General features: G+C 57.9%; 15 protein-coding genes. 6 read left to right on the forward strand and 9 right to left on the reverse strand.

The annotated features are described in order from the left end of the window. Window positions 1–116 precede the first annotated feature (116 nt). A complete protein-coding gene (locus H5P17_RS09635) occupies window positions 117–1,397 on the forward strand; it encodes a polysaccharide deacetylase family protein (protein ID WP_182822561.1) in 1,281 nt (426 codons plus the stop codon). A 39-nt stretch (window positions 1,398–1,436) separates the two neighbouring features. Here the strand turns inward: H5P17_RS09635 and panD are convergent, their stop codons facing one another. The 3 genes from panD to panB all read right to left on the reverse strand — a co-directional run bounded on the left by panD (window position 1,437) and on the right by panB (window position 3,714). Next, window positions 1,437–1,817, reverse strand: a complete 381-nt coding sequence (gene panD, locus H5P17_RS09640) for an aspartate 1-decarboxylase (RefSeq protein ID WP_037416822.1) — start codon at window positions 1,815–1,817, stop codon at window positions 1,437–1,439. A 223-nt stretch (window positions 1,818–2,040) separates the two neighbouring features. After that, window positions 2,041–2,895, reverse strand: a complete 855-nt coding sequence (gene panC / locus H5P17_RS09645) for a pantoate--beta-alanine ligase (RefSeq protein WP_182822563.1) — start codon at window positions 2,893–2,895, stop codon at window positions 2,041–2,043. 24 nt (window positions 2,896–2,919) lie between these two features. After that, a complete protein-coding gene (gene panB / locus H5P17_RS09650; protein ID WP_182822565.1) occupies window positions 2,920–3,714 on the reverse strand; it encodes a 3-methyl-2-oxobutanoate hydroxymethyltransferase in 795 nt (264 codons plus the stop codon). Between the two features lie 169 nt (window positions 3,715–3,883). On the opposite strand from panB, the gene qseB reads away from it, so the two are divergent. Beyond that, window positions 3,884–4,546: a quorum sensing response regulator transcription factor QseB gene (qseB, locus tag H5P17_RS09655; RefSeq protein WP_182822568.1), complete on the forward strand. Its 663-nt coding sequence runs from the start codon at window positions 3,884–3,886 to the stop codon at window positions 4,544–4,546. Continuing rightward, window positions 4,543–5,901 carry a quorum sensing histidine kinase QseC gene (gene qseC / locus H5P17_RS09660; RefSeq protein WP_182822570.1) on the forward strand — a complete coding sequence of 453 codons (1,359 nt, stop codon included), beginning with the start codon at window positions 4,543–4,545 and terminating at the stop codon, window positions 5,899–5,901. Before qseB ends, qseC begins: the two co-directional genes overlap by 4 nt. 35 nt (window positions 5,902–5,936) lie before the next feature. Here the strand turns inward: qseC and folK are convergent, their stop codons facing one another. From folK to thpR, 6 genes are all read right to left on the reverse strand, one after another. Next, on the reverse strand, window positions 5,937–6,428 hold the full coding sequence (gene folK / locus H5P17_RS09665) for a 2-amino-4-hydroxy-6-hydroxymethyldihydropteridine diphosphokinase (RefSeq protein WP_182822572.1): 492 nt from the start codon (window positions 6,426–6,428) through the stop codon (window positions 5,937–5,939). Then, complete coding sequence (gene pcnB, locus H5P17_RS09670; RefSeq protein ID WP_182822629.1) at window positions 6,428–7,978, reverse strand: polynucleotide adenylyltransferase PcnB; 1,551 nt, start codon at window positions 7,976–7,978, stop codon at window positions 6,428–6,430. Before pcnB ends, folK begins: the two co-directional genes overlap by 1 nt. Before the next feature lie 61 nt (window positions 7,979–8,039). Next, on the reverse strand, window positions 8,040–8,951 hold the full coding sequence (gene gluQRS, locus H5P17_RS09675) for a tRNA glutamyl-Q(34) synthetase GluQRS (protein WP_182822574.1): 912 nt from the start codon (window positions 8,949–8,951) through the stop codon (window positions 8,040–8,042). Between the two features lie 72 nt (window positions 8,952–9,023). Beyond that, a complete protein-coding gene (dksA, locus tag H5P17_RS09680) occupies window positions 9,024–9,479 on the reverse strand; it encodes an RNA polymerase-binding protein DksA (protein ID WP_020828563.1) in 456 nt (151 codons plus the stop codon). 183 nt (window positions 9,480–9,662) lie between these two features. Beyond that, the gene (sfsA, locus tag H5P17_RS09685; RefSeq protein WP_048760032.1) at window positions 9,663–10,370 is read right to left on the reverse strand and encodes a DNA/RNA nuclease SfsA; all 708 of its coding nucleotides are present in this window, start codon (window positions 10,368–10,370) and stop codon (window positions 9,663–9,665) included. Beyond that, window positions 10,367–10,909: an RNA 2',3'-cyclic phosphodiesterase gene (gene thpR, locus H5P17_RS09690; RefSeq protein WP_182822575.1), complete on the reverse strand. Its 543-nt coding sequence runs from the start codon at window positions 10,907–10,909 to the stop codon at window positions 10,367–10,369. Before thpR ends, sfsA begins: the two co-directional genes overlap by 4 nt. A 56-nt stretch (window positions 10,910–10,965) precedes the next feature. Here thpR and hrpB point away from each other — a divergent pair, with 56 nt between their 5' ends. The 3 genes from hrpB to fhuA all read left to right on the forward strand — a co-directional run bounded on the left by hrpB (window position 10,966) and on the right by fhuA (window position 18,481). After that, the gene (gene hrpB, locus H5P17_RS09695; protein WP_220496760.1) at window positions 10,966–13,428 is read left to right on the forward strand and encodes an ATP-dependent helicase HrpB; all 2,463 of its coding nucleotides are present in this window, start codon (window positions 10,966–10,968) and stop codon (window positions 13,426–13,428) included. Window positions 13,429–13,527: 99 nt separating this feature from the next. Next, entirely contained in the window at window positions 13,528–16,035 is a 2,508-nt protein-coding gene (mrcB, locus tag H5P17_RS09700) for a bifunctional glycosyl transferase/transpeptidase (protein WP_182822579.1), read from the forward strand. Between the two features lie 253 nt (window positions 16,036–16,288). Next, the gene (gene fhuA / locus H5P17_RS09705; RefSeq protein ID WP_182822581.1) at window positions 16,289–18,481 is read left to right on the forward strand and encodes a ferrichrome porin FhuA; all 2,193 of its coding nucleotides are present in this window, start codon (window positions 16,289–16,291) and stop codon (window positions 18,479–18,481) included. Window positions 18,482–18,504: the final 23 nt, after the last annotated feature.

An 18,504-nucleotide genomic window follows, 5' to 3' on the forward strand; every position in this document is an offset into this window, starting at 1 on the left:
GCAGCCAGGCGGCCAGCGCGCTCATCCTCAGGTAATTAATGGGATGATCGAGGCGGGTAACAACGCTGCAGTCTGAAATACGACGGGTATTACGTACTCGTAAGCAGAATATAACCATGCGGTCTACACACAAGATAGCGGCTGGGTTACTCGGCATCCTGTTGTCGTTCGCCTCCCCGGCGGGCCTGGCAAGTTTGCTGTCGGAAGACAGCGCCGTTAAATCCGAATATATGGAAGCGCAGCGCGACAGCGAAGTTTATTCGCTGATTGGCGAGCATGTTATTCCGGTCGGCGAAGTGAAGCAGGGGCAGTTGATTCAGGTGTTCCCGGCGGATGCGGAGTATTACGAGCTCAAATTCGGCCACGGCACGGGGTTTATCGACAAAGACGATGTGCGCAGTCTTAAAAAATCGCGCAAGGTGAAGGACGATCTTGGTGAACTGAATAAGCCGCTGACCAACCAGAACCTGATCACTCAAAAGGCGATCAACGTCTATACCGATGCGGATAACGCCAGTGATGTGTTTGGCGTGCTGGAAGAGAATCTGCGCTACCCGATTATCGGCAAGCTGAAGGATAGGCTCAACAACACCTGGTATGAGATCAACATTGGCGATCGTCTGGGTTATGTCAGCGAGCTGGACTGCGAGATCGACACCGGTATTCCGGTGCTGACCTACCATCACCTGCTGAAAAACGAAGAGAACAAGCGTTTCCGCCATACCTCGACCACCACTTCCGACGTGGCGTTCAGCAACCAGATGACCTACCTGAAGCAGGCGGGCTACGACACGATTTCCCTGTATCAGTTGGAAGCCTATCTGAACAACCAGATCAACCTGCCCGGCAAGGCAGTGGTGCTGACGTTCGATGACGGGCTGAAATCAGTCTACCGTTATGCTTACCCGGTGTTGAAGAATTACGGCTTCCGCGCCACGGCGTTTATTATTTCCTCACGCATCAAGCGCCACCCGCAAAAGTGGAATCCCGATTCGTTGCAGTTTATGAGCATTTCCGAACTGAAGCAGATCCAGGACGTGTTCGACGTGCAGTCGCATACGCATTTCCTGCATCGCACCGACGGTAATCGTCAGCCGATCCTGCTGAGCCGTTCGCTGCACAACATAGAGTTCGATTTTGAGCACTCGCGCCGCGCGCTGTCGCAGTTTAATCCGCATGTGCTGTATGTGTCATACCCGTTTGGCGGCTATAACCAACGGGCGATACAGGCGGCGAAGGATGCCGGTTTCCATATGGCGGTGACCACGGTGCAGGGTAAGGTGAAGCCGGGGGATAACCCTTATACGCTAAAGCGGTTGTACATTTTGCGCACCGACTCGATTCAGACCATGGCCGACAGAATAGCCAACAAGCCGGGAACGCTGGTGGTGCAGTAATCAATAAGAAACGGGCGCCGACGGCGCCCGTTGTGACTTTTAGGCGACCTGAACCGGCACGGCTTTCGCCTTGCGCTGCAAGTTATTATCGCCTTCGAAGTAGGCCACTTTCGGATGGTGTTGGCGGGCATCGGCATCGCTCATCTGCACGTAAGAACAGATGATCAGCTTGTCGCCGACGCAGGCGCAACGCGCTGCCGCCCCGTTGACCGAAATAATGCGCGAACCGCGTTCGGCGGCGATGGCATAGGTTGAGAAACGCTGACCGTTATCAACGTTATAAATATCGATAGCTTCATATTCCAGAATGCCTGCGGCCTCCAGGAAGTCCTGATCGATGGCGCAGGAGCCTTCATAGTGCAAGTCGGCCTGAGTCACTTTCACCCGATGCAGCTTGCCTTGCAGCATAGTACGTATCATAACTTTACCTAACTAAGTATCAGCCTTCACAGGCGATTGAGGTGGCGTTAAACCCTTCGTCTTTCAAGCTGCAGCGTTGTTGGCTGCTTACGCTCACCCCAGTCACTTACTTGAGTAAGCTCCTGGGGATTCCCGTACTTGCCGCCTAGCTGCAACTTGAAATCCATTAGGGTAGATCTTTTTATTACTTTCCCGGTAACAACGGTACCAAATATGCAAAAACCTACAGAGTCAGATCAACCTGCTGGTTGTCAATCAAGCGCGCCTTGCCCAGCCAGGCGGCCATCAGCACCACTGCCCGTTGGCTTTCCACGCCCAGCGGTTGCAGGCTGTCGGCGTCACGGATAAACAGCTCGTCCGGTGTGAAACCGGCACTGCGCAACTGAGCGGCGGTTTGTTCCAGCAACTCGTCGACATGGCGTTCGCCGTTGCTGAGCTGCTCTGCCAGCGCATTCATGATCTTGCTGAGCTGTGGGGCGATTTTACGCTCTTCGGCGGTCAGGTAGCCGTTGCGTGAACTGAGCGCCAGGCCATCTTTAGCGCGGACGGTCGGCACGCCCACGATGTCGATGTCGTAACCCATATCCGCCACCATTTTGCGGATCAACGCCAACTGCTGATAATCCTTCTCGCCAAAACAGGCGAGGTCCGGTTGCACCAGATTGAACAGCTTGCTGACAATGGTCGCGACGCCGCGGAAGTGGCCCGGACGGCTGGCGCCTTCCAGCATGGAGGAAATGCCCGGTACGTCGACGTAGGTCTGCTGTTCCAGCCCCTGAGGGTAGACATCGGCCGGCGCGGGTGCGAACACCAATTCTACGCCGCGACGGGTCAGCTTCTCGCTGTCCTCTTGCAGGGTGCGCGGGTAGCGCGCCAAATCGTCAGGGCGTTCGAACTGCATCGGGTTGACAAAAATACTGACCACCACGACATCTGCACGTGCGCGGGCTTCATCAACCAGCGTCATATGGCCTTCGTGCAGGTTGCCCATGGTCGGCACCAGCGCGATACGTTTACCCTCTTGACGCCAGCGGCGGATCTGCTGACGCAACAGCAGCAGGGTTTCGATAATTACCATTCCATAACTCCTAACGCAGTCACTTTAGTTGAATGAGTGCTCTTCAGCGGGGTAAATTCCTTGCTCCACGTCCTGCATATATTGTTGCACCGCCGAGCGGATATCGCCGCTTTGCGCCAGGAAGTTTTTAGCGAATTTAGGCGTGTGGCCGCCGGTGATGCCGAACGCGTCGTGCATCACCAGAATTTGGCCATCGGTGGCATTGCCGGCGCCGATGCCAATCACCGGGATGGTCAGTTCTTCGGTGATTTTGCGTGCCAATTCGCTTGGCACGCATTCCAGCACCAGCAGCTGCATGCCGGCCAGCTCCAGATTTTTGGCGTCTTCCAGCAGTTGCTTGGCGGCAAGCTCATCACGGCCCTGCACTTTGTAGCCGCCAAACACGTTAACGGATTGCGGCGTCAGCCCGAGGTGGCCACACACCGGTACGGCCCGTTCGGTCAGCATTTTTACCGTTTCGCACAGCCAGCTGCCGCCTTCCAGTTTTACCATGTTAGCGCCAGCCTGCATCAGCTCGGCGGCATTGGTGCAGGCCAGGGAGGGGGTGGCGTAACTCATAAAAGGCATATCGGCCAGCAACAGACAGGCCGGGGCGCCGCGGCGGACGGCGCGGGTATGATAGGCAACGTCGGCGACGGTGACCGGCAGCGTGGAGTCGTGGCCCTGCAGCGTCATCCCCAGCGAGTCGCCTACCAGCAGTACTTTAACGCCTTGCTCTTCAAACAGTTTGGCAAAGCTGGCATCGTAGGCGGTGAGGGAAGCGAACTTGCGTTGTTCCTGCTTCCACTGGCGCAAATGGGTTACGGTGGTGGGTTTCATCACTACGTCTCCTGAATAGGACCGGGCGGTATGCGCAGGGCCCTGGCTGCAAAAAAGTGCTGTCATTCTACTGTAACCCTAACGGGGTGGGTAGCGCAGATCATCATGCTTAAGAGCTTCTTAAGAACCTTGTGGTGTAATGGGCGGCAATGGCTAAAAAAGGACGCACATGCGAATTTTGCTGATAGAAGATGACAAGTTAATTGGCGACGGCATCAAGGCCGGCTTGACCAAACTCGGCTTTAACCTGGACTGGTTTACCGATGGTCTGGTGGGGAAAAACGCGCTGGAAAGCGCGCCTTACGACGCGGTTATTCTCGATCTCAGCCTGCCGGGCCTCGACGGTCTGGATCTGCTGCGACAGTGGCGGCAGGCTGGCCACGACGTGCCGGTGCTGATCCTTACCGCACGGGACGCGTTGGAGCAGCGGGTCAGCGGCCTGCAGAACGGTGCCGACGATTACCTGTGCAAGCCTTTTGCCCTGGCGGAAGTTGCGGCTCGCCTGCAGGCGCTGATCCGTCGTCGCCACGGCCAACTGATGCCGCAGCTGGTGCATGGCAATGTGGTGTTTGACGCCGCCACCCGCAGCGTAAGCTGCAACGGCGAACCGGTCACGCTGACGCCGCGTGAGCTGGCGGTGCTGGAACTGTTCCTGCATAACAAGGGGCGGGTGCTGGCACGGCCGCTGATCCAGGAAAAATTGTACAACTGGGACGACGAGGTCAGCAGCAACGCGGTAGAGGTGCATATTCACCACCTGCGGCGCAAGTTGGGCAACGGCTTTATCCGCACCATTCACGGCGTGGGGTATACCCTGGGGGATGTACCGTGAAACATCTCAGTCTGCGGTTGCGGCTGATCCTGATCTTCAGCCTGCTGGCATTATTGACCTGGTGCTCCGCCAGTGTGGTGGCGTGGATGATGACGCGCAACAACATCAACGAAGTGTTCGATACCCAACAGATGCTGTTCGCCAAACGCCTGGCGACCGCCAATCTGGGGGATCTTTTGGCCGACGAAAGCGTGCGCAGCCTGCCGAAAACCAAGAAGCTGGTGCATCATGGTAAACGCGGCGAGCAGGATGACGACGCGCTGGCGTTCGCCATTTTCGATCGTAACGGCAAAATGTTGCTCAATGATGGCGAGAACGGAGCGGATTTCCTGTTCGATGGTGAGCGAGAAGGCTTTACCGATGGTGAACGCAAAGGCGATGACGATAGTTGGCGCCTGCTGTGGCTGACCAGCCCGGACGGCCGCTATCGCATCGTCGTGGGGCAGGAGTGGGACTATCGGCGCGATATGGCGTTGGGGATGGTGACCGGGCAACTGGTACCCTGGCTGGTGACGCTGCCGATCCTGATGCTGCTGATTGCCTTGATGGTCGGGCGAGAACTGAAGCCATTACGCGCGGTCGCTGCTGGACTGCGCAAGCGCGCTCCGGATGACGCCACACCGCTGGACGCGCGCCAGGTACCGACCGAAGTGCGCCCGCTGGTGGATGCGCTTAACGCGCTGTTTGCCCGCATTAATGCGCTGTTGGTGCGTGAGCGGCGTTTTACCTCCGATGCGGCCCATGAGCTGCGCAGCCCGCTGGCGGCACTGCGGGTGCAGACGGAAGTGGTGCAACTGGCCGGTGATGACGAACAGATGCGCGAGCATGCGCTGGAAAACCTGACGGTGAGTATCGATCGCGCGACCCGGCTGGTGGATCAGCTGCTGACGCTTTCGCGGCTGGATTCACTGTCCGATCTGGCCGAGTTGGAAGCGGTCGACTGGGGGCAACTGGTGCCGATGACCCTGGCGGAACAGGATCGTCATGCCCATGCCGCAGGCGTCACGCTGCGTTATGAACAGCAGGGCACACCACCGCCGTTGCAGGGGCAAGCGCTGCTGCTGTCGCTGCTGGTACGCAATCTGGTGGATAACGCAGTGCGTTACACGCCGGCAGGCGGTACCGTTACGGTGAGGCTGACAGAGCGGATGCTGAGGGTCGAAGACGATGGCCCGGGCGTGACGGAGGAGCACCTGGCTCGCCTGGGGGAACGTTTTTATCGCCCACCAGGACAGGAACAAACCGGCAGCGGGCTGGGATTATCCATAGTGCAGCGTATCGCCAGTTTGCACGGTCTGCGCGTTAGTTTTGCCAATCGGCCGGAAGGGGGATTTGTCGCGCAGGTGGTGCTGTAAGGGCGCTGTATATGAACTGCGCCCGACGCTGGCGTTTACTTGGGTTTATGCCAGAGTTCCATGCCGTTTTCCGGTACGCGTTTCAGGCAACTGCTCAGCGACTCGCCGTCCGGGAAAATCAGGTCAGGGGCGATTTCCGCCAGCGGGTAGAGCATGAACTCGCGTTCTTTCAGGCCGTAATGCGGCACCGTCAGGCGATCGGTATGAATAACCTGATCGCCATACAGCATGATGTCTAAATCGAGGGTACGTGGGCCCCAGCGCTCATCTTTGCGCACGCGGCCCTGATTGCGTTCTATCGCCTGGGTATGATCCAGCAGTTGTTCCGCAGGCAGCAAGGTATCCAGCGCCACCACCGCATTGAGAAAGTCAGGCTGGTTTTGCGGCCCCAGCGGCTTGGTGCGGTAAAACGAAGAACAAAGGATCAACCGGGTGCGCGGGAGATGCTCCAGCGCTTCCAGTGCGGCTTTGACCTGTTGCAGCGGATGCGCCAGGTTACTGCCCAGCGCGATATAAACGCGGATCATTATTCCCCTTCTTTACGCGGCGTCCGACGGCGAGGGCGGCGTTGACGCGTGCGGCGCGGCGCCGGATCGTCACCCAAGGTACTCAACATGTTTTTTTGGCGCGCCGGGGTGGCTTCCTGGAACTCGCCCCACCATTCGGTCAGACGCAACATATCCTGGTTTTCTTCCACTTCGGCACGCAGCGCCAGCAGATCGTAAGCGGCGCGGAATTTCGGGTGTTCCATCAGCTTGTGCGCGCGCTTGCCCTGACGGCGAGACAGCCGCAGCTGCAGCTGCCAGATATCGCGAACCAGCGTGGTAATGCGTTTCGGGATCGCCAATGAACGGCATTGCTCGTCCAGCACGTCATTCATGGCCAGTGCGAAGGCGTCGTAGTACGCCAGACCGCTTTCCTGCGCCAGTTTCTGCGCATGTTCCAGCAGCGGATACCAAAGCATAGCAGCAAACAGGAATGCCGGATTGACGCGCATGTCGTTCTGCAGACGGTAGTCGGTGTTCTTCAGCACCTGAACCAGAATACGCTCCATTGGCGTGTCATGGGTCGGGGTGAAGTGACGAGCGATCTGCGGGAACAACGGCTGGAACAGCTGGTATTCACACAGCTTCAGATAGGTTGGGTAACCGTAGCCTGCCTGCAGCAGTTTCAGCGACTCTTCAAACAGGCGCGCCGGCGGGATCTCATGCAGCAGCGAGGCCAGGCGCGGGATCGGCTCGGCGGTTTCGTCACTGATGGTCATGTCCAGCTTGGCGGCAAAGCGCACCGCACGCAGCATGCGCACCGGGTCTTCGCGGTAGCGGGTTTCCGGATCGCCGATCAGACGAATCACGCCCTGCTTCAGGTCGCGCAGGCCATCGACGTAATCACGCAGGGTGAAGTCCGCCACGCCGTAATACAGGCTGTTGATGGTGAAGTCGCGACGCTGGGCATCTTCTTCGATCGAACCGAAAATGTTGTCGCGCAGCAGCATGCCGTTTTGGGCCTGCTGGGAAGAGTTCTTGTCAGATTCCGGCGTTTGCTGTTCGTGATGACCACGGAAGGTGGCAACCTCGATGATTTCCGGCCCGAACATCACGTGCGCCAGACGGAAACGGCGACCTACCAGGCGGCAGTTGCGGAACAGCTTGCGCACTTGCTCCGGTGTGGCGTTGGTGGTGATGTCGAAATCTTTCGGCTTTTTGCCCAGCAGCAGGTCACGTACACCGCCGCCGACCAGATAAGCTTCGAAGCCGGATTTATTCAGGCGGTATAGCACCTTCAGCGCGTTCTCACTGATGTCTTTACGCGAGATAGAGTGCTGATCGCGCGGGATAACGGTCATTGAGCCGGTTCCCTCTGCGGCAGGAAAAGGTGGGCGTTTACGCGGTGCCTGCCGGCGGGCAGGAGTATCTCTGCCGCGATCGGCGGAACGTTGCTGCGGCGCAGACGGCTTCGCAGCCACCGCGCTTTCTTCGCGGACTACGTTTGTATCGCTGACCGGCGCATCGTCACGCGGCAGCTTGTCATCGCGGGTTAGCACCTTACGGCAGAAATTGGCTACTCGGGTAAAAATGGTACACCTCGATAGTGTCTGAAAAAAATGGCGCTAACAAAAAATAGCGGCTAATCATAGCTCACCATGGCTCTTTTGAGAATGCTGATGTGTTTTCGTCCAGGGGAATAGCCTCCTGACGCGGCACATTATCCAGCTTCCAGTGTGCGATCGCCCAGCTCAATAATAACGGCAGGTCAAGATCTTGCCAGCTTTCCGGCAGCGGTTGGCGCAGAAACTTCAGTGCGGCAACCAGCACCGGGCGCGGATCGCCTGCGGGCAGCGCGGGCGCATGGTTTTGCTTCGACAATTTGATGCCGTTGGCGCCCAGCGCCAGCGGCAGATGCACATAGGCGGGCACCGGCGCCTGCAACTGACGGTACAACGCAATCTGGCGCACGGTAGGTTCGATAAGATCGGCACCGCGCACGATTTCGGTCACGCCCTGAAAATGGTCATCAACCACCACCGCCAGGTTATAAGCGAACAGCCCATCGCGTCGACGGATAATAAAGTCTTCGCGCGCCAACGCCGGATCGACCTGCAACTCGCCTTGCAGGCGATCGTGAAAGGCATAAACCGGGCTGGACTGGCGTAAACGGATGGCGGCGCCCTGCGGGCCGAGATTCAAGGCACGACAATGGCCATCATACAGACCGCCAATCTGCTGGATACGACTGCGGGTACAGTTGCAGAAATAGCTGAGCCCCTGCTGGTGCAGGTGTTCCAGAGTGGCGCGGTAGGCTTCGTGACGTTGGGATTGATAGATGACCTGGCCGTCCCAGTGGAGACCATAGTGTTCCAGAGCGGATAAGATACGATCGGCCGCACCGGCGACTTCGCGCGGGGGATCGATATCTTCAATGCGAACCAGCCATTGCCCGTGTTGGGCACGAGCCTGGAGGTAGCTTCCCAGAGCGGCAATCAGCGAACCGAAATGCAGATCCCCGGAAGGCGATGGGGCAAAGCGCCCCACATAATGTCTTTCTTGCATATCAGAGGGGAAACTTTCCCTTTTCTCTGTGCGGCGCACACTGACGCGCACGCCGCAGCGATAACAACTGTATTAGCCGGCCATCTGCTTTTCGCGGATTTCGGCCAGAGTCTTGCAGTCGATGCACAAATCGGCAGTCGGACGCGCTTCGAGGCGACGAATGCCAATCTCCACGCCGCAGGATTCGCAGTAGCCGAAATCTTCGTCTTCTACTTTTCGCAGCGTTTTCTCGATCTTTTTGATCAGTTTGCGTTCGCGATCGCGGTTACGCAGTTCAAGGCTGAACTCTTCTTCCTGAGTGGCACGGTCTGCCGGGTCAGGGAAGTTTGCTGCCTCATCCTGCATATGCGATACAGTACGGTCCACTTCATCCCTGAGCTGGTTGCGCCATGCTTCAAGAATGCGCTTGAAATGCGACAACTGGGCGTCGTTCATGTACTCTTCGCCCGGCTTCTCTTGGTACGGCTCCACCCCAGCGATGGCGAGAATGCTCAAGGACGAGGTTTTACGGGTTTGCCCTTCTTGCATGTTGCTTCTCCTACATACACACGCACTATCGAATCCCCAATGCGGGGGAAAAACAGGCCGCTATAAATACCAGATGGGGAGTAGGTTGGCAATTATTCCTGTCGCCTGCTTGACAATGGTGTGAAGGAAGGCGTATTTGGCGACGCGATAACCGGTAGTCGGATTATTTGTACCCGGTCAGCGCTAATCGATAAAAAACGGTAACTTATCGCAGAGAGAGATACCGTCAGGTGATAATTTAGCCCCATAACAAACCACTTCTACGCCCAACTGCTGAACCTGTGCCAACAGTGCCGCATAACGCTCATCTATATGATGTGCCGGTGCGACCTGCTCAATACCGCTATGTAACACAGCAAAGAACAATACCGCCCGTTGCCCGCTTTCAACCACGCTTTGCAACTCACGCAGGTGTTTCTGTCCTCTGAGCGTTACCGCATCAGGAAAGTAACCACGTTGTTGTTGCAGTAATGTGACTGACTTAACTTCAATATAGCAGTTGGCTCGATTTTCTGCCTGTAATAACAAATCGATACGGCTATTTTCACTGCCATATTTTACTTCGCTGCTGATTTTACTGTAACCGGATAATTCATTGATTAGATTCTGTTCGATTGCCTCGCGCACCAGCCCATTGGCACGCAGGGTATTTACGCAGATCCAGTCCCCCTGTTGGGTATGCGTCAGTTCCCAGCTGTGGGCGTATTTGCGTTTGGCATTATCCGAGGTGGAATACCAAACGGTGTCGCCGGGGGTGGCACAGCCGGTCATGGCCCCGGTATTGGCGCAGTGCAGCGTGAAGGTTTCCCCTTCTGGCGTGACGACGTCCGCCAGAAAGCGTTTGTAACGTTTAATCAGCGTGGCATGGCGCAGGGGGGGCGTAAAAATCATGGGGTGTCCTGAGGGGCTAAGGGCCATTGTTCAAGCATCTGATAACGCGTGCGGCCGTTTTCAAAAACTGACTGGTATAAGGCGAATTCGTTGGCGCTGAAGTGCCAGCCCGGCGTTGCGGGCGGTATGGCGACCGGCTGGGTCGCGCAGCGCAGCAGGGTGATATGCGGATGAAACGGCATCGGGCTTTGGTAGCAGCCGCTGCGCGCCGCCTGCGAGCGCAGCAATTGCGCCAGTTGCAACAGCCCACGTGGTGCGCGCCGGGTGCCAAGCCAAACGACGCCGGGGCGCGGCCAGTGACCGAGGTCATCGAGCACCATGCTGAAACCGGGTTGACTGATGCGACCGGCCAGCTTTTTCAACGCCGTTTCTTTCTGCGCCGTAACGTCACCGAGAAAGGCCAGCGTCAGGTGCAAATTGGCGGCCGTGACCGGCCGACCGGCTTCCGACGTAAAGGCATCGGCACGCCAGCGGATCACCTGCTGCTGTAGCGCATCAGGCAAGGTCAGGGCGAAAAACAGGCGGCGCGAACTGGACATAGATACCCGGCAAGTAAATGAAACGCAGAGTCTAATGCTACAATGTGCGCCGTCCAATGTTAACCACTACGGAGAGTTCTGTGTCTTCACTGCCCGTCAGCGCGGTTCTTGATGAATTGCTTACTGCGCTGCAATCCGCTCCGCAGGTTCTGCTGCATGCGCCGACCGGCGCCGGTAAATCGACCTGGCTGCCATTGCAGATCCTGGCTAAAGCCGGATTGCCTGGCCGCATTATCATGCTAGAACCCCGGCGGTTGGCGGCGAAGAACGTGGCGTACCGGCTGGCGCAGCAGTTAGGGGAAGAACCCGGTCAGACCGTGGGCTACCGCATGCGCGCTGAAAGCAAAAGCGGGCCGGAGACCAGGCTGCTGGTGGTGACCGAAGGCATTCTCACCCGCATGCTGCAGCAGGATGCGGAGCTGCAGGGCGTTTCGCTGGTGATCCTCGACGAATTCCACGAGCGCAGCCTGCAGGCCGATTTGGCGTTGGCGCTACTGCTGGACGTGCAACAAGGGCTGCGGGACGATCTGAAACTGTTGATCATGTCGGCGACGCTGGATAATGCCCGTTTGGCGCAGCTGTTGCCGCAGGCACCGGCGGTGGTGTCTGCCGGGCGCAGCTTCCCGGTCGATCGTCAGTATCAGCCCCTGGCCAGCCACCAACGGCTGGAAGACGGCGTGGCGACGGCGGTGAAGCGCCTGCTGTCTGAGCAAACGGGGTCGCTGCTGCTGTTCCTGCCCGGCGTGGCAGAAATCAACCGGGTGATGGAGCGGTTGAACGGTGAAGTGGCGGCCGATACCGAACTGTGCCCACTGTACGGCGCTTTACCGCTGGCGCAGCAGCAGAAGGCGATTCAACCGGCGCCGACCGGGCGCCGCAAGGTGGTGCTGGCGACCAATATTGCCGAAACCAGTCTGACCATCGAAGGCATTCGGTTAGTGGTGGACTGTGGGTTGGAACGCGTTGCGCGTTATGACGTGCGCAATGGTCTGACGCGGCTGGTGACGCAGCGTGTCAGTCAGGCGTCGATGATCCAGCGAGCCGGCCGCGCCGGGCGTCTGGAGCCGGGCATCTGCTGGCATCTGTTTGCCAAAGAGCAGGCTGAACGGGCGGCAGAGCACGCCGAACCGGAAATCCTGCAAAGCGATCTCGCCGGTTTTTGGCTGGAGCTGCTGCAATGGGGGTGCCATGACGTCGGGCAACTGACCTGGTTAGACCGCCCGCCGGAAACGGCGCTGGCCGCCGCCAAAAGGCTATTGCAGCAGCTGGGCGCCACCGATGACGCCGATAAGCTCACGGCGCGTGGCCGACAGATGGCCGCTCTGGGCTGTGAGCCGCGTTTGGCGGCGATGTTGACTCACGGCGCAGAACATGGGCCGGATGGGTTGGCGACGGCCGCTGCTTTGGCTGCGTTGCTGGAGGAACCCCCGCGCGGCGGGCAGATGGATATCAGCTACTGGCTGAGTCGTCCGCAACCGAATTGGCAGCGCCGCGCTACACAGCTTGCTCGTCGCTTGCAGGTGAAAGCGGGTCGGATTGACGTCGAGATGGCACCGCGGCTGTTGGCGCTGGCGTTTACCGATCGCATTGCCCAACGACGGGGGCAGGATGGCCGCTATCTGCTGGCCAACGGCATGGGCGCGGCGATGAATCAGGATGAGGCATTGTCACGTGCCCCCTGGCTTATCGTGCCAAGCCTGCTGCAGGGGCACAACAGCCCCGATGCGCGTATCCTGCTCGCGCTGCCGGTGGAAATCGATGCACTGGCGGCGCAGTTACCGGCGATGGTTTCTCAACAAACTGCAGTGGAGTGGGATGACGAAAAAGGCACGTTGCGCGCCTGGAAACGCCAGCAAATTGGCCGTCTGACGCTGCGTGCTCAGCCGTTGGCCAAGCCGGCCGACGAAGAGCTGCAGCAGGCGCTGATTAACTGGGTTCGCGCTCAGGGCATTGCGGTACTCAACTGGGATACCGCCGCCGAACAGCTGCGGCTGCGCTTGCAGTGTGCGCAAAACTGGTTGCCGGAGGCCGCCTGGCCGCCGGTTGACGATGAGTCGCTGTTGGCCTCGCTGGAGCAGTGGTTATTGCCGTCGCTGAGTGGCGTGCGGGACATGCGCGGATTAAAACAGGTGAATATCGCCGAGGCTTTGGCGCGGTTGCTGAACTGGCAGCAAAAGCAGCGGCTGGATAATGCGCTACCCACTCATTACACTGTGCCGACCGGCAGCCGCTTGCCCATCCGTTATGATGCCGGAAAACCTCCGGCGCTGGCGGTGCGTTTACAGGAAGTGTTCGGTGAGCAGCACAGCCCGATGTTGGCCGAAGGTCGCATCCCGGTGGTGCTTGAGTTACTCTCACCGGCGCACCGGCCGTTGCAAATTACCGGCGATCTGGCAGCGTTCTGGCAGGGGGCTTACCGGGAAGTGCAAAAAGAGATGAAAGGGCGCTACCCGAAACACGTGTGGCCGGACGATCCGGCGAATACCGCCCCGACGCGGCGCACGAAAAAATATCAGTAAATGAATTCAGATGTTTCTTCTGTTCAGCGGCCTGGCACCGCGACAGATTAAGCGACTCATAATGGCCGGCAGTGCCGCCAAGTCTGGAGAACAACAGCAATGGCTGGGGATGACCGCGAGCCCATCGGGCGCAAAGGGAAACAACCAACACGCACCGCGTCGCGCAAGCCGCCGCGCCGTCGTCGAGATGACGATTACGATGATTACGAGGAAGACGAGTACCAGGATGACGATGATGATTATGAAGACGAGGAAGAACGCATGCCGCGTAAGGTAAAAGCGACTCCGCCGCGTAAAAAACGCCGCTGGCTCGGCCTGCTGATCAAACTGATTCTGGTGGTTGCCGTGCTGTTGGCGATCTACGGCGTGTACCTGGATTCGCAGATCCGCAGCCGCATTGACGGCAAGGTCTGGCAGTTGCCGGCGGCGGTTTATGGCCGCATGGTCAACCTGGAACCGGGCATGCCGTACAGCAAAAAGGAAATGGTCAATTTGCTGGAGGGCATGCAATACCGCCAGGTAAGCCGCATGACGCGTCCGGGCGAATTTACCGTGCAGGCCAACAGCATTGAGTTGCTGCGCCGTCCGTTTGATTTCCCGGACGGCAAAGAAGGGCAGATCCACGCGCGTCTGAATTTCCAGAACAACCGTCTGGCGAATATCGAGAACATGGAAAACCAGCGCAGCTTCGGCTTCTTCCGTCTCGATCCGCGTCTGATCACCATGTTGCAGTCGCCCAACGGCGAACAGCGGCTGTTCGTGCCGCGCGCCGGTTTCCCTGACCTGCTGGTGGATACGCTGATTGCCACCGAAGACCGTCACTTCTATGAGCATGACGGCATCAGCCCTTACTCCATCGGCCGTGCGGTGTTGGCTAACCTGACCGCCGGACGTGCGGTGCAGGGCGGCAGTACCCTGACGCAGCAGTTGGTAAAAAACCTGTTCCTGACCAACGAGCGTTCGCTGTGGCGTAAGGCCAATGAAGCCTACATGGCGTTGTTGGTGGATTACCGTTACAGCAAGGATCGCATCCTTGAGCTGTATCTGAACGAGGTTTATCTCGGCCAGAGCGGCAACGATCAAATTCGCGGTTTCCCGTTGGCCAGCCTGTACTACTTCGGCCGTCCGGTGGACGAACTGAGCCTGGATCAGCAGGCGCTGCTGGTGGGCATGGTCAAGGGCGCGTCGCTGTACAACCCTTGGCGTAACCCGAAGCTGGCGCTGGAACGTCGTAATCTGGTGCTCAAACTGCTGCAGAACCAGGGGGTTATCGACGCCGAACTTTACGACATGCTTAGCGCTCGTCCATTGGGCGTGCAGCCGAAAGGCGGGGTGATCACGCCGCAGCCGGCGTTCATGCAGATGGTGCGTCAGGAGCTGCAAGCCAAGCTGGGCGACAAGGTTAACGACTTGTCCGGGGTGAAAATCTTCACCACGCTGGATCCGGTGTCGCAAGATGCGGCGGAAAAAGCGGTTGAAGATGGCGTTCCGGCCCTGAAGGCGGCTCGTCACGTTCAGGATCTGGAAGCGGCGATGGTGATTGTCGATCGTTTCAGCGGCGAAGTTCGCGCCATGGTCGGCGGTGCCAACCCGCAGTTTGCCGGGTTTAACCGTGCCATGCAGGCGCGTCGCCTGGTCGGTTCATTGGCCAAACCGCCAACTTACCTGACTGCGCTGTCCGAGCCGGACAAATACCGCCTGAATACCTGGCTGGCGGATCAGCCGCTGACGCTAAAATTGCAGAACGGTACCGTCTGGCAGCCGAACAACTATGACCGCAAGTTCCGCGGGCAGGTGATGCTGGTGGATGGCCTTGCCTTTTCACTCAACGTACCTACGGTCAACCTGGGGATGTCTGTTGGGCTGGACCAAATCAGTGTGACGTTACAACGCTTGGGCATTCCAAAGGCGGAAATCAATCCGGTGCCTTCGATGCTGCTCGGCGCGATTGGCCTGACGCCGATGGAAGTGGCACAGGAATACCAGACCATTGCCGGCGGTGGTAACCGTGCTCCGCTGTCTGCGGTGCGTTCGGTGATTGCTGAAGACGGCTCTGTGCTGTACCAGAGCTTCCCGCAGGCGGAACGCGTGGTACCGGCCCAGGCGGCTTACCTGACGTTGTATGCCATGCAGCAGGGCGTAGCGCGCGGGACCTCCCGCTCATTGTCGGTGAAGTTCCCCAACTACAATCTGGCGGCGAAAACCGGTACCACCAACGACCTGCGCGACAGCTGGTTTGCCGGTATCGACGGTAAGGAAGTGGCTATCGCCTGGGTAGGGCGCGATAACAACGGCCCGGCCAAGCTGACCGGTGCCAACGGTGCGCTGACGCTGTACCGCCGCTATCTGGAGAACCAGACGCCGCTGCCGCTGATGCTGCAGCCGCCGGAAGGCATCAACCAGATGAACATCGACTCCAGCGGCAACTTTGTCTGTGGTGGCGGTGGGCGCACCATTCCGGTGTGGACCGACAACCCGCAGGGATTGTGCCAGGCAAGCCAGGCTGCTCAGCAACAGCAGCAAGAGCAACAGCAGCAACAGCAGGCGGGCGAACAAAAAGATGCTGACGGCGTTGCCGGCTGGATCAAGGACATGTTCGGTAAATAAGCGACCTTGCCTGCCTCCGCTCAGGTGAAAAGTTTTTCTTTATTATTAAGCCCGTAACTTCCCGTTGCGGGCTTTTTTATTTCTCTGCGCAGTTTATTTCCACCTGCTTAATGTGGCTAAGCGGTTAATCGCACACCAATTTACCGGCTGAATTCGACTTGCAGTTTAATTTAGCTTCTGCATAAAATGCCGCGATTATAATAATTATTATCGTTTACATTCGTTATCAAATAATTCATCAGAGAAACCACCTATGTCGACCAAGCGTCTTCTTTCCGCGGCCAAGCAGAGCCGTTCTCACGTCAGTGGGTTAGCGATAACTATCGCTGCCGCCCTTGGCACGCTGGCGATGCCGGCATTTTCCGCCGACACCCAGTCCGCCGCCAAGGAAGACACCCTTACCGTGGTGGGCAGCAGCCAATCGCAGCAGGAAAACGCCTGGGGACCGGTGGGGACCTACGCAGCCAAACGCAGCGCCACCGGTACCAAGACCGACACGCCGATTGAAAAGACTCCGCAGTCGGTTTCCGTCGTGACGCGTGAAGAGATGGATATGCGCCAGCCGGACACGGTAAAAGGCGCACTGGCCTATACGCCGGGCGTGATGGTGGGCAACCGTGGGGCCTCCACCGCTTATGATGCCGTGAACATTCGTGGTTTCAGCTCGGTGGGTACCAACATGTACCTGGATGGGTTGAAGCTGCAGGACGATAACTATTCCATTTACCAAATTGACCCTTACTTCCTGGAACGTGCCGAAGTGCTGCGCGGCCCTTCTTCCGTGCTCTATGGCAAGAGCAACCCGGGCGGGGTTGTCGCCTTGGTCAGCAAACGCCCAACCACTGAAACCCTTCGTGAGGTTCAGTTCAAAATGGGTACCGACAATCTGTTCCAGACCGGCTTCGACTTTGGTGGCGCGCTGGATGATGCTGGCATCTATTCTTACCGCTTAACCGGTCTGGCGCGTGATGAAGATCAGCAACAGGTTGGCGAAAAAAGCAAACGCTATGCAATTGCACCTTCTTTCAGTTGGCGGCCGGATGATCGTACTTCACTGACGTTCCTCAGCAGTTTCCAGGATGACCCGAGCGTGGGCTTCTATGGTTGGCTGCCGAAAGAGGGGACGGTGCAAAATGGGATTAACGGCAAATTGCCGACCAGCTTCAACGACGGTGAGCCGGGTTATAACAACATCTCGCGCAAGCAACAGATGGTGGGATATGCCTTTGAACATGGGTTTGATGATGTGTGGACCCTGCGTCAAAACCTGCGTTACTCGAAAATGGACGTGGATTACCGCTCTATCTATGGCCAGGGCATCAGCACGACAAACCCTGCTGAGTTGACGCGTGGGGTGATGAATTCGAAAGAGCACTTGTCGAGTTTTGCTGTAGACACTCAGGCGCAGGCCAAATTTGCGACGGGGCTGGTTGATCACACCTTATTGATGGGTGTGGATTATATGCGTATGCGCAACGACGTCGTGTATCAGTATGGCAGCGCTTCTAACCTTAACGTGGTGGCGCCGCAGTACGGCAACCAAAGCTACACCATTACCGGCGGCGCCAGCCAGGTGAATCGCCAAGAGCAGACCGGGCTTTACGTGCAGGATCAGGCCGAATGGAACAACTGGGTGCTGACCATGGGAGGACGCTATGACTGGAGCGACACCAACAGCACCAACCGCCTGAACCAGAACTCGGTATCAAAGCAGAAGGACAACGAGTTCACCGGCCGCGCGGGTTTGAACTATGTATTTGAAAACGGCATCGCGCCTTATGTCAGCTACAGTGAATCCTTTGAACCTACTTCAGGGGCTGATTTCAGTGGCAATACCTTCGCCGCTTCCAAAGGCAAGCAGTATGAAGCCGGCGTGAAGTATGCACCGAAGGATCGCCCTATTACTGCCAGCATTGCGATTTATCAGCTGACCAAAACCAACAACAAGGTGGCAGATCCAGACCATGTATTTGCTTCCATACAGGGTGGCGAAATTCGCTCTCGTGGGATCGAACTGGAAGGCAAAGCCGCGCTGACGGCCAACGTTAACCTGTTGGGTTCTTATACCTACACGGATGCGGAGTATTCCAAAGACACTACGCAACAGGGCAATACCCCGGCGGCCATTCCCAAACATATGGCTTCAGTGTGGGCGGATTACACCTTCCATGAAACTGCACTCAGCGGGTTGACGCTGGGCTCCGGCGTTCGCTATGTCGGTTCCAGCTATGGTGATGAAGCCAACACGTTTAAAGTGAAGGACTATACGGTCGTCGATGCGGCGATAAAATACGATTTGGCGCGTTTCAATCTGCCAGGCTCTTCGATTGGCATCAACGTGAACAACCTGTTTGATAAAGAATACGTCTCCAGCTGCTTCGCCACCTATGGCTGCTACTGGGGCGCCGAACGCCAGGTGGTCGCCACCGCAACCTTCCGCTTCTAATCGGATTACCGGGGCGGCGCCAT

The organism is Serratia sp. OS31 (assembly GCF_014164835.1).
Lineage (GTDB): Bacteria > Pseudomonadota > Gammaproteobacteria > Enterobacterales > Enterobacteriaceae > Serratia > Serratia liquefaciens_A.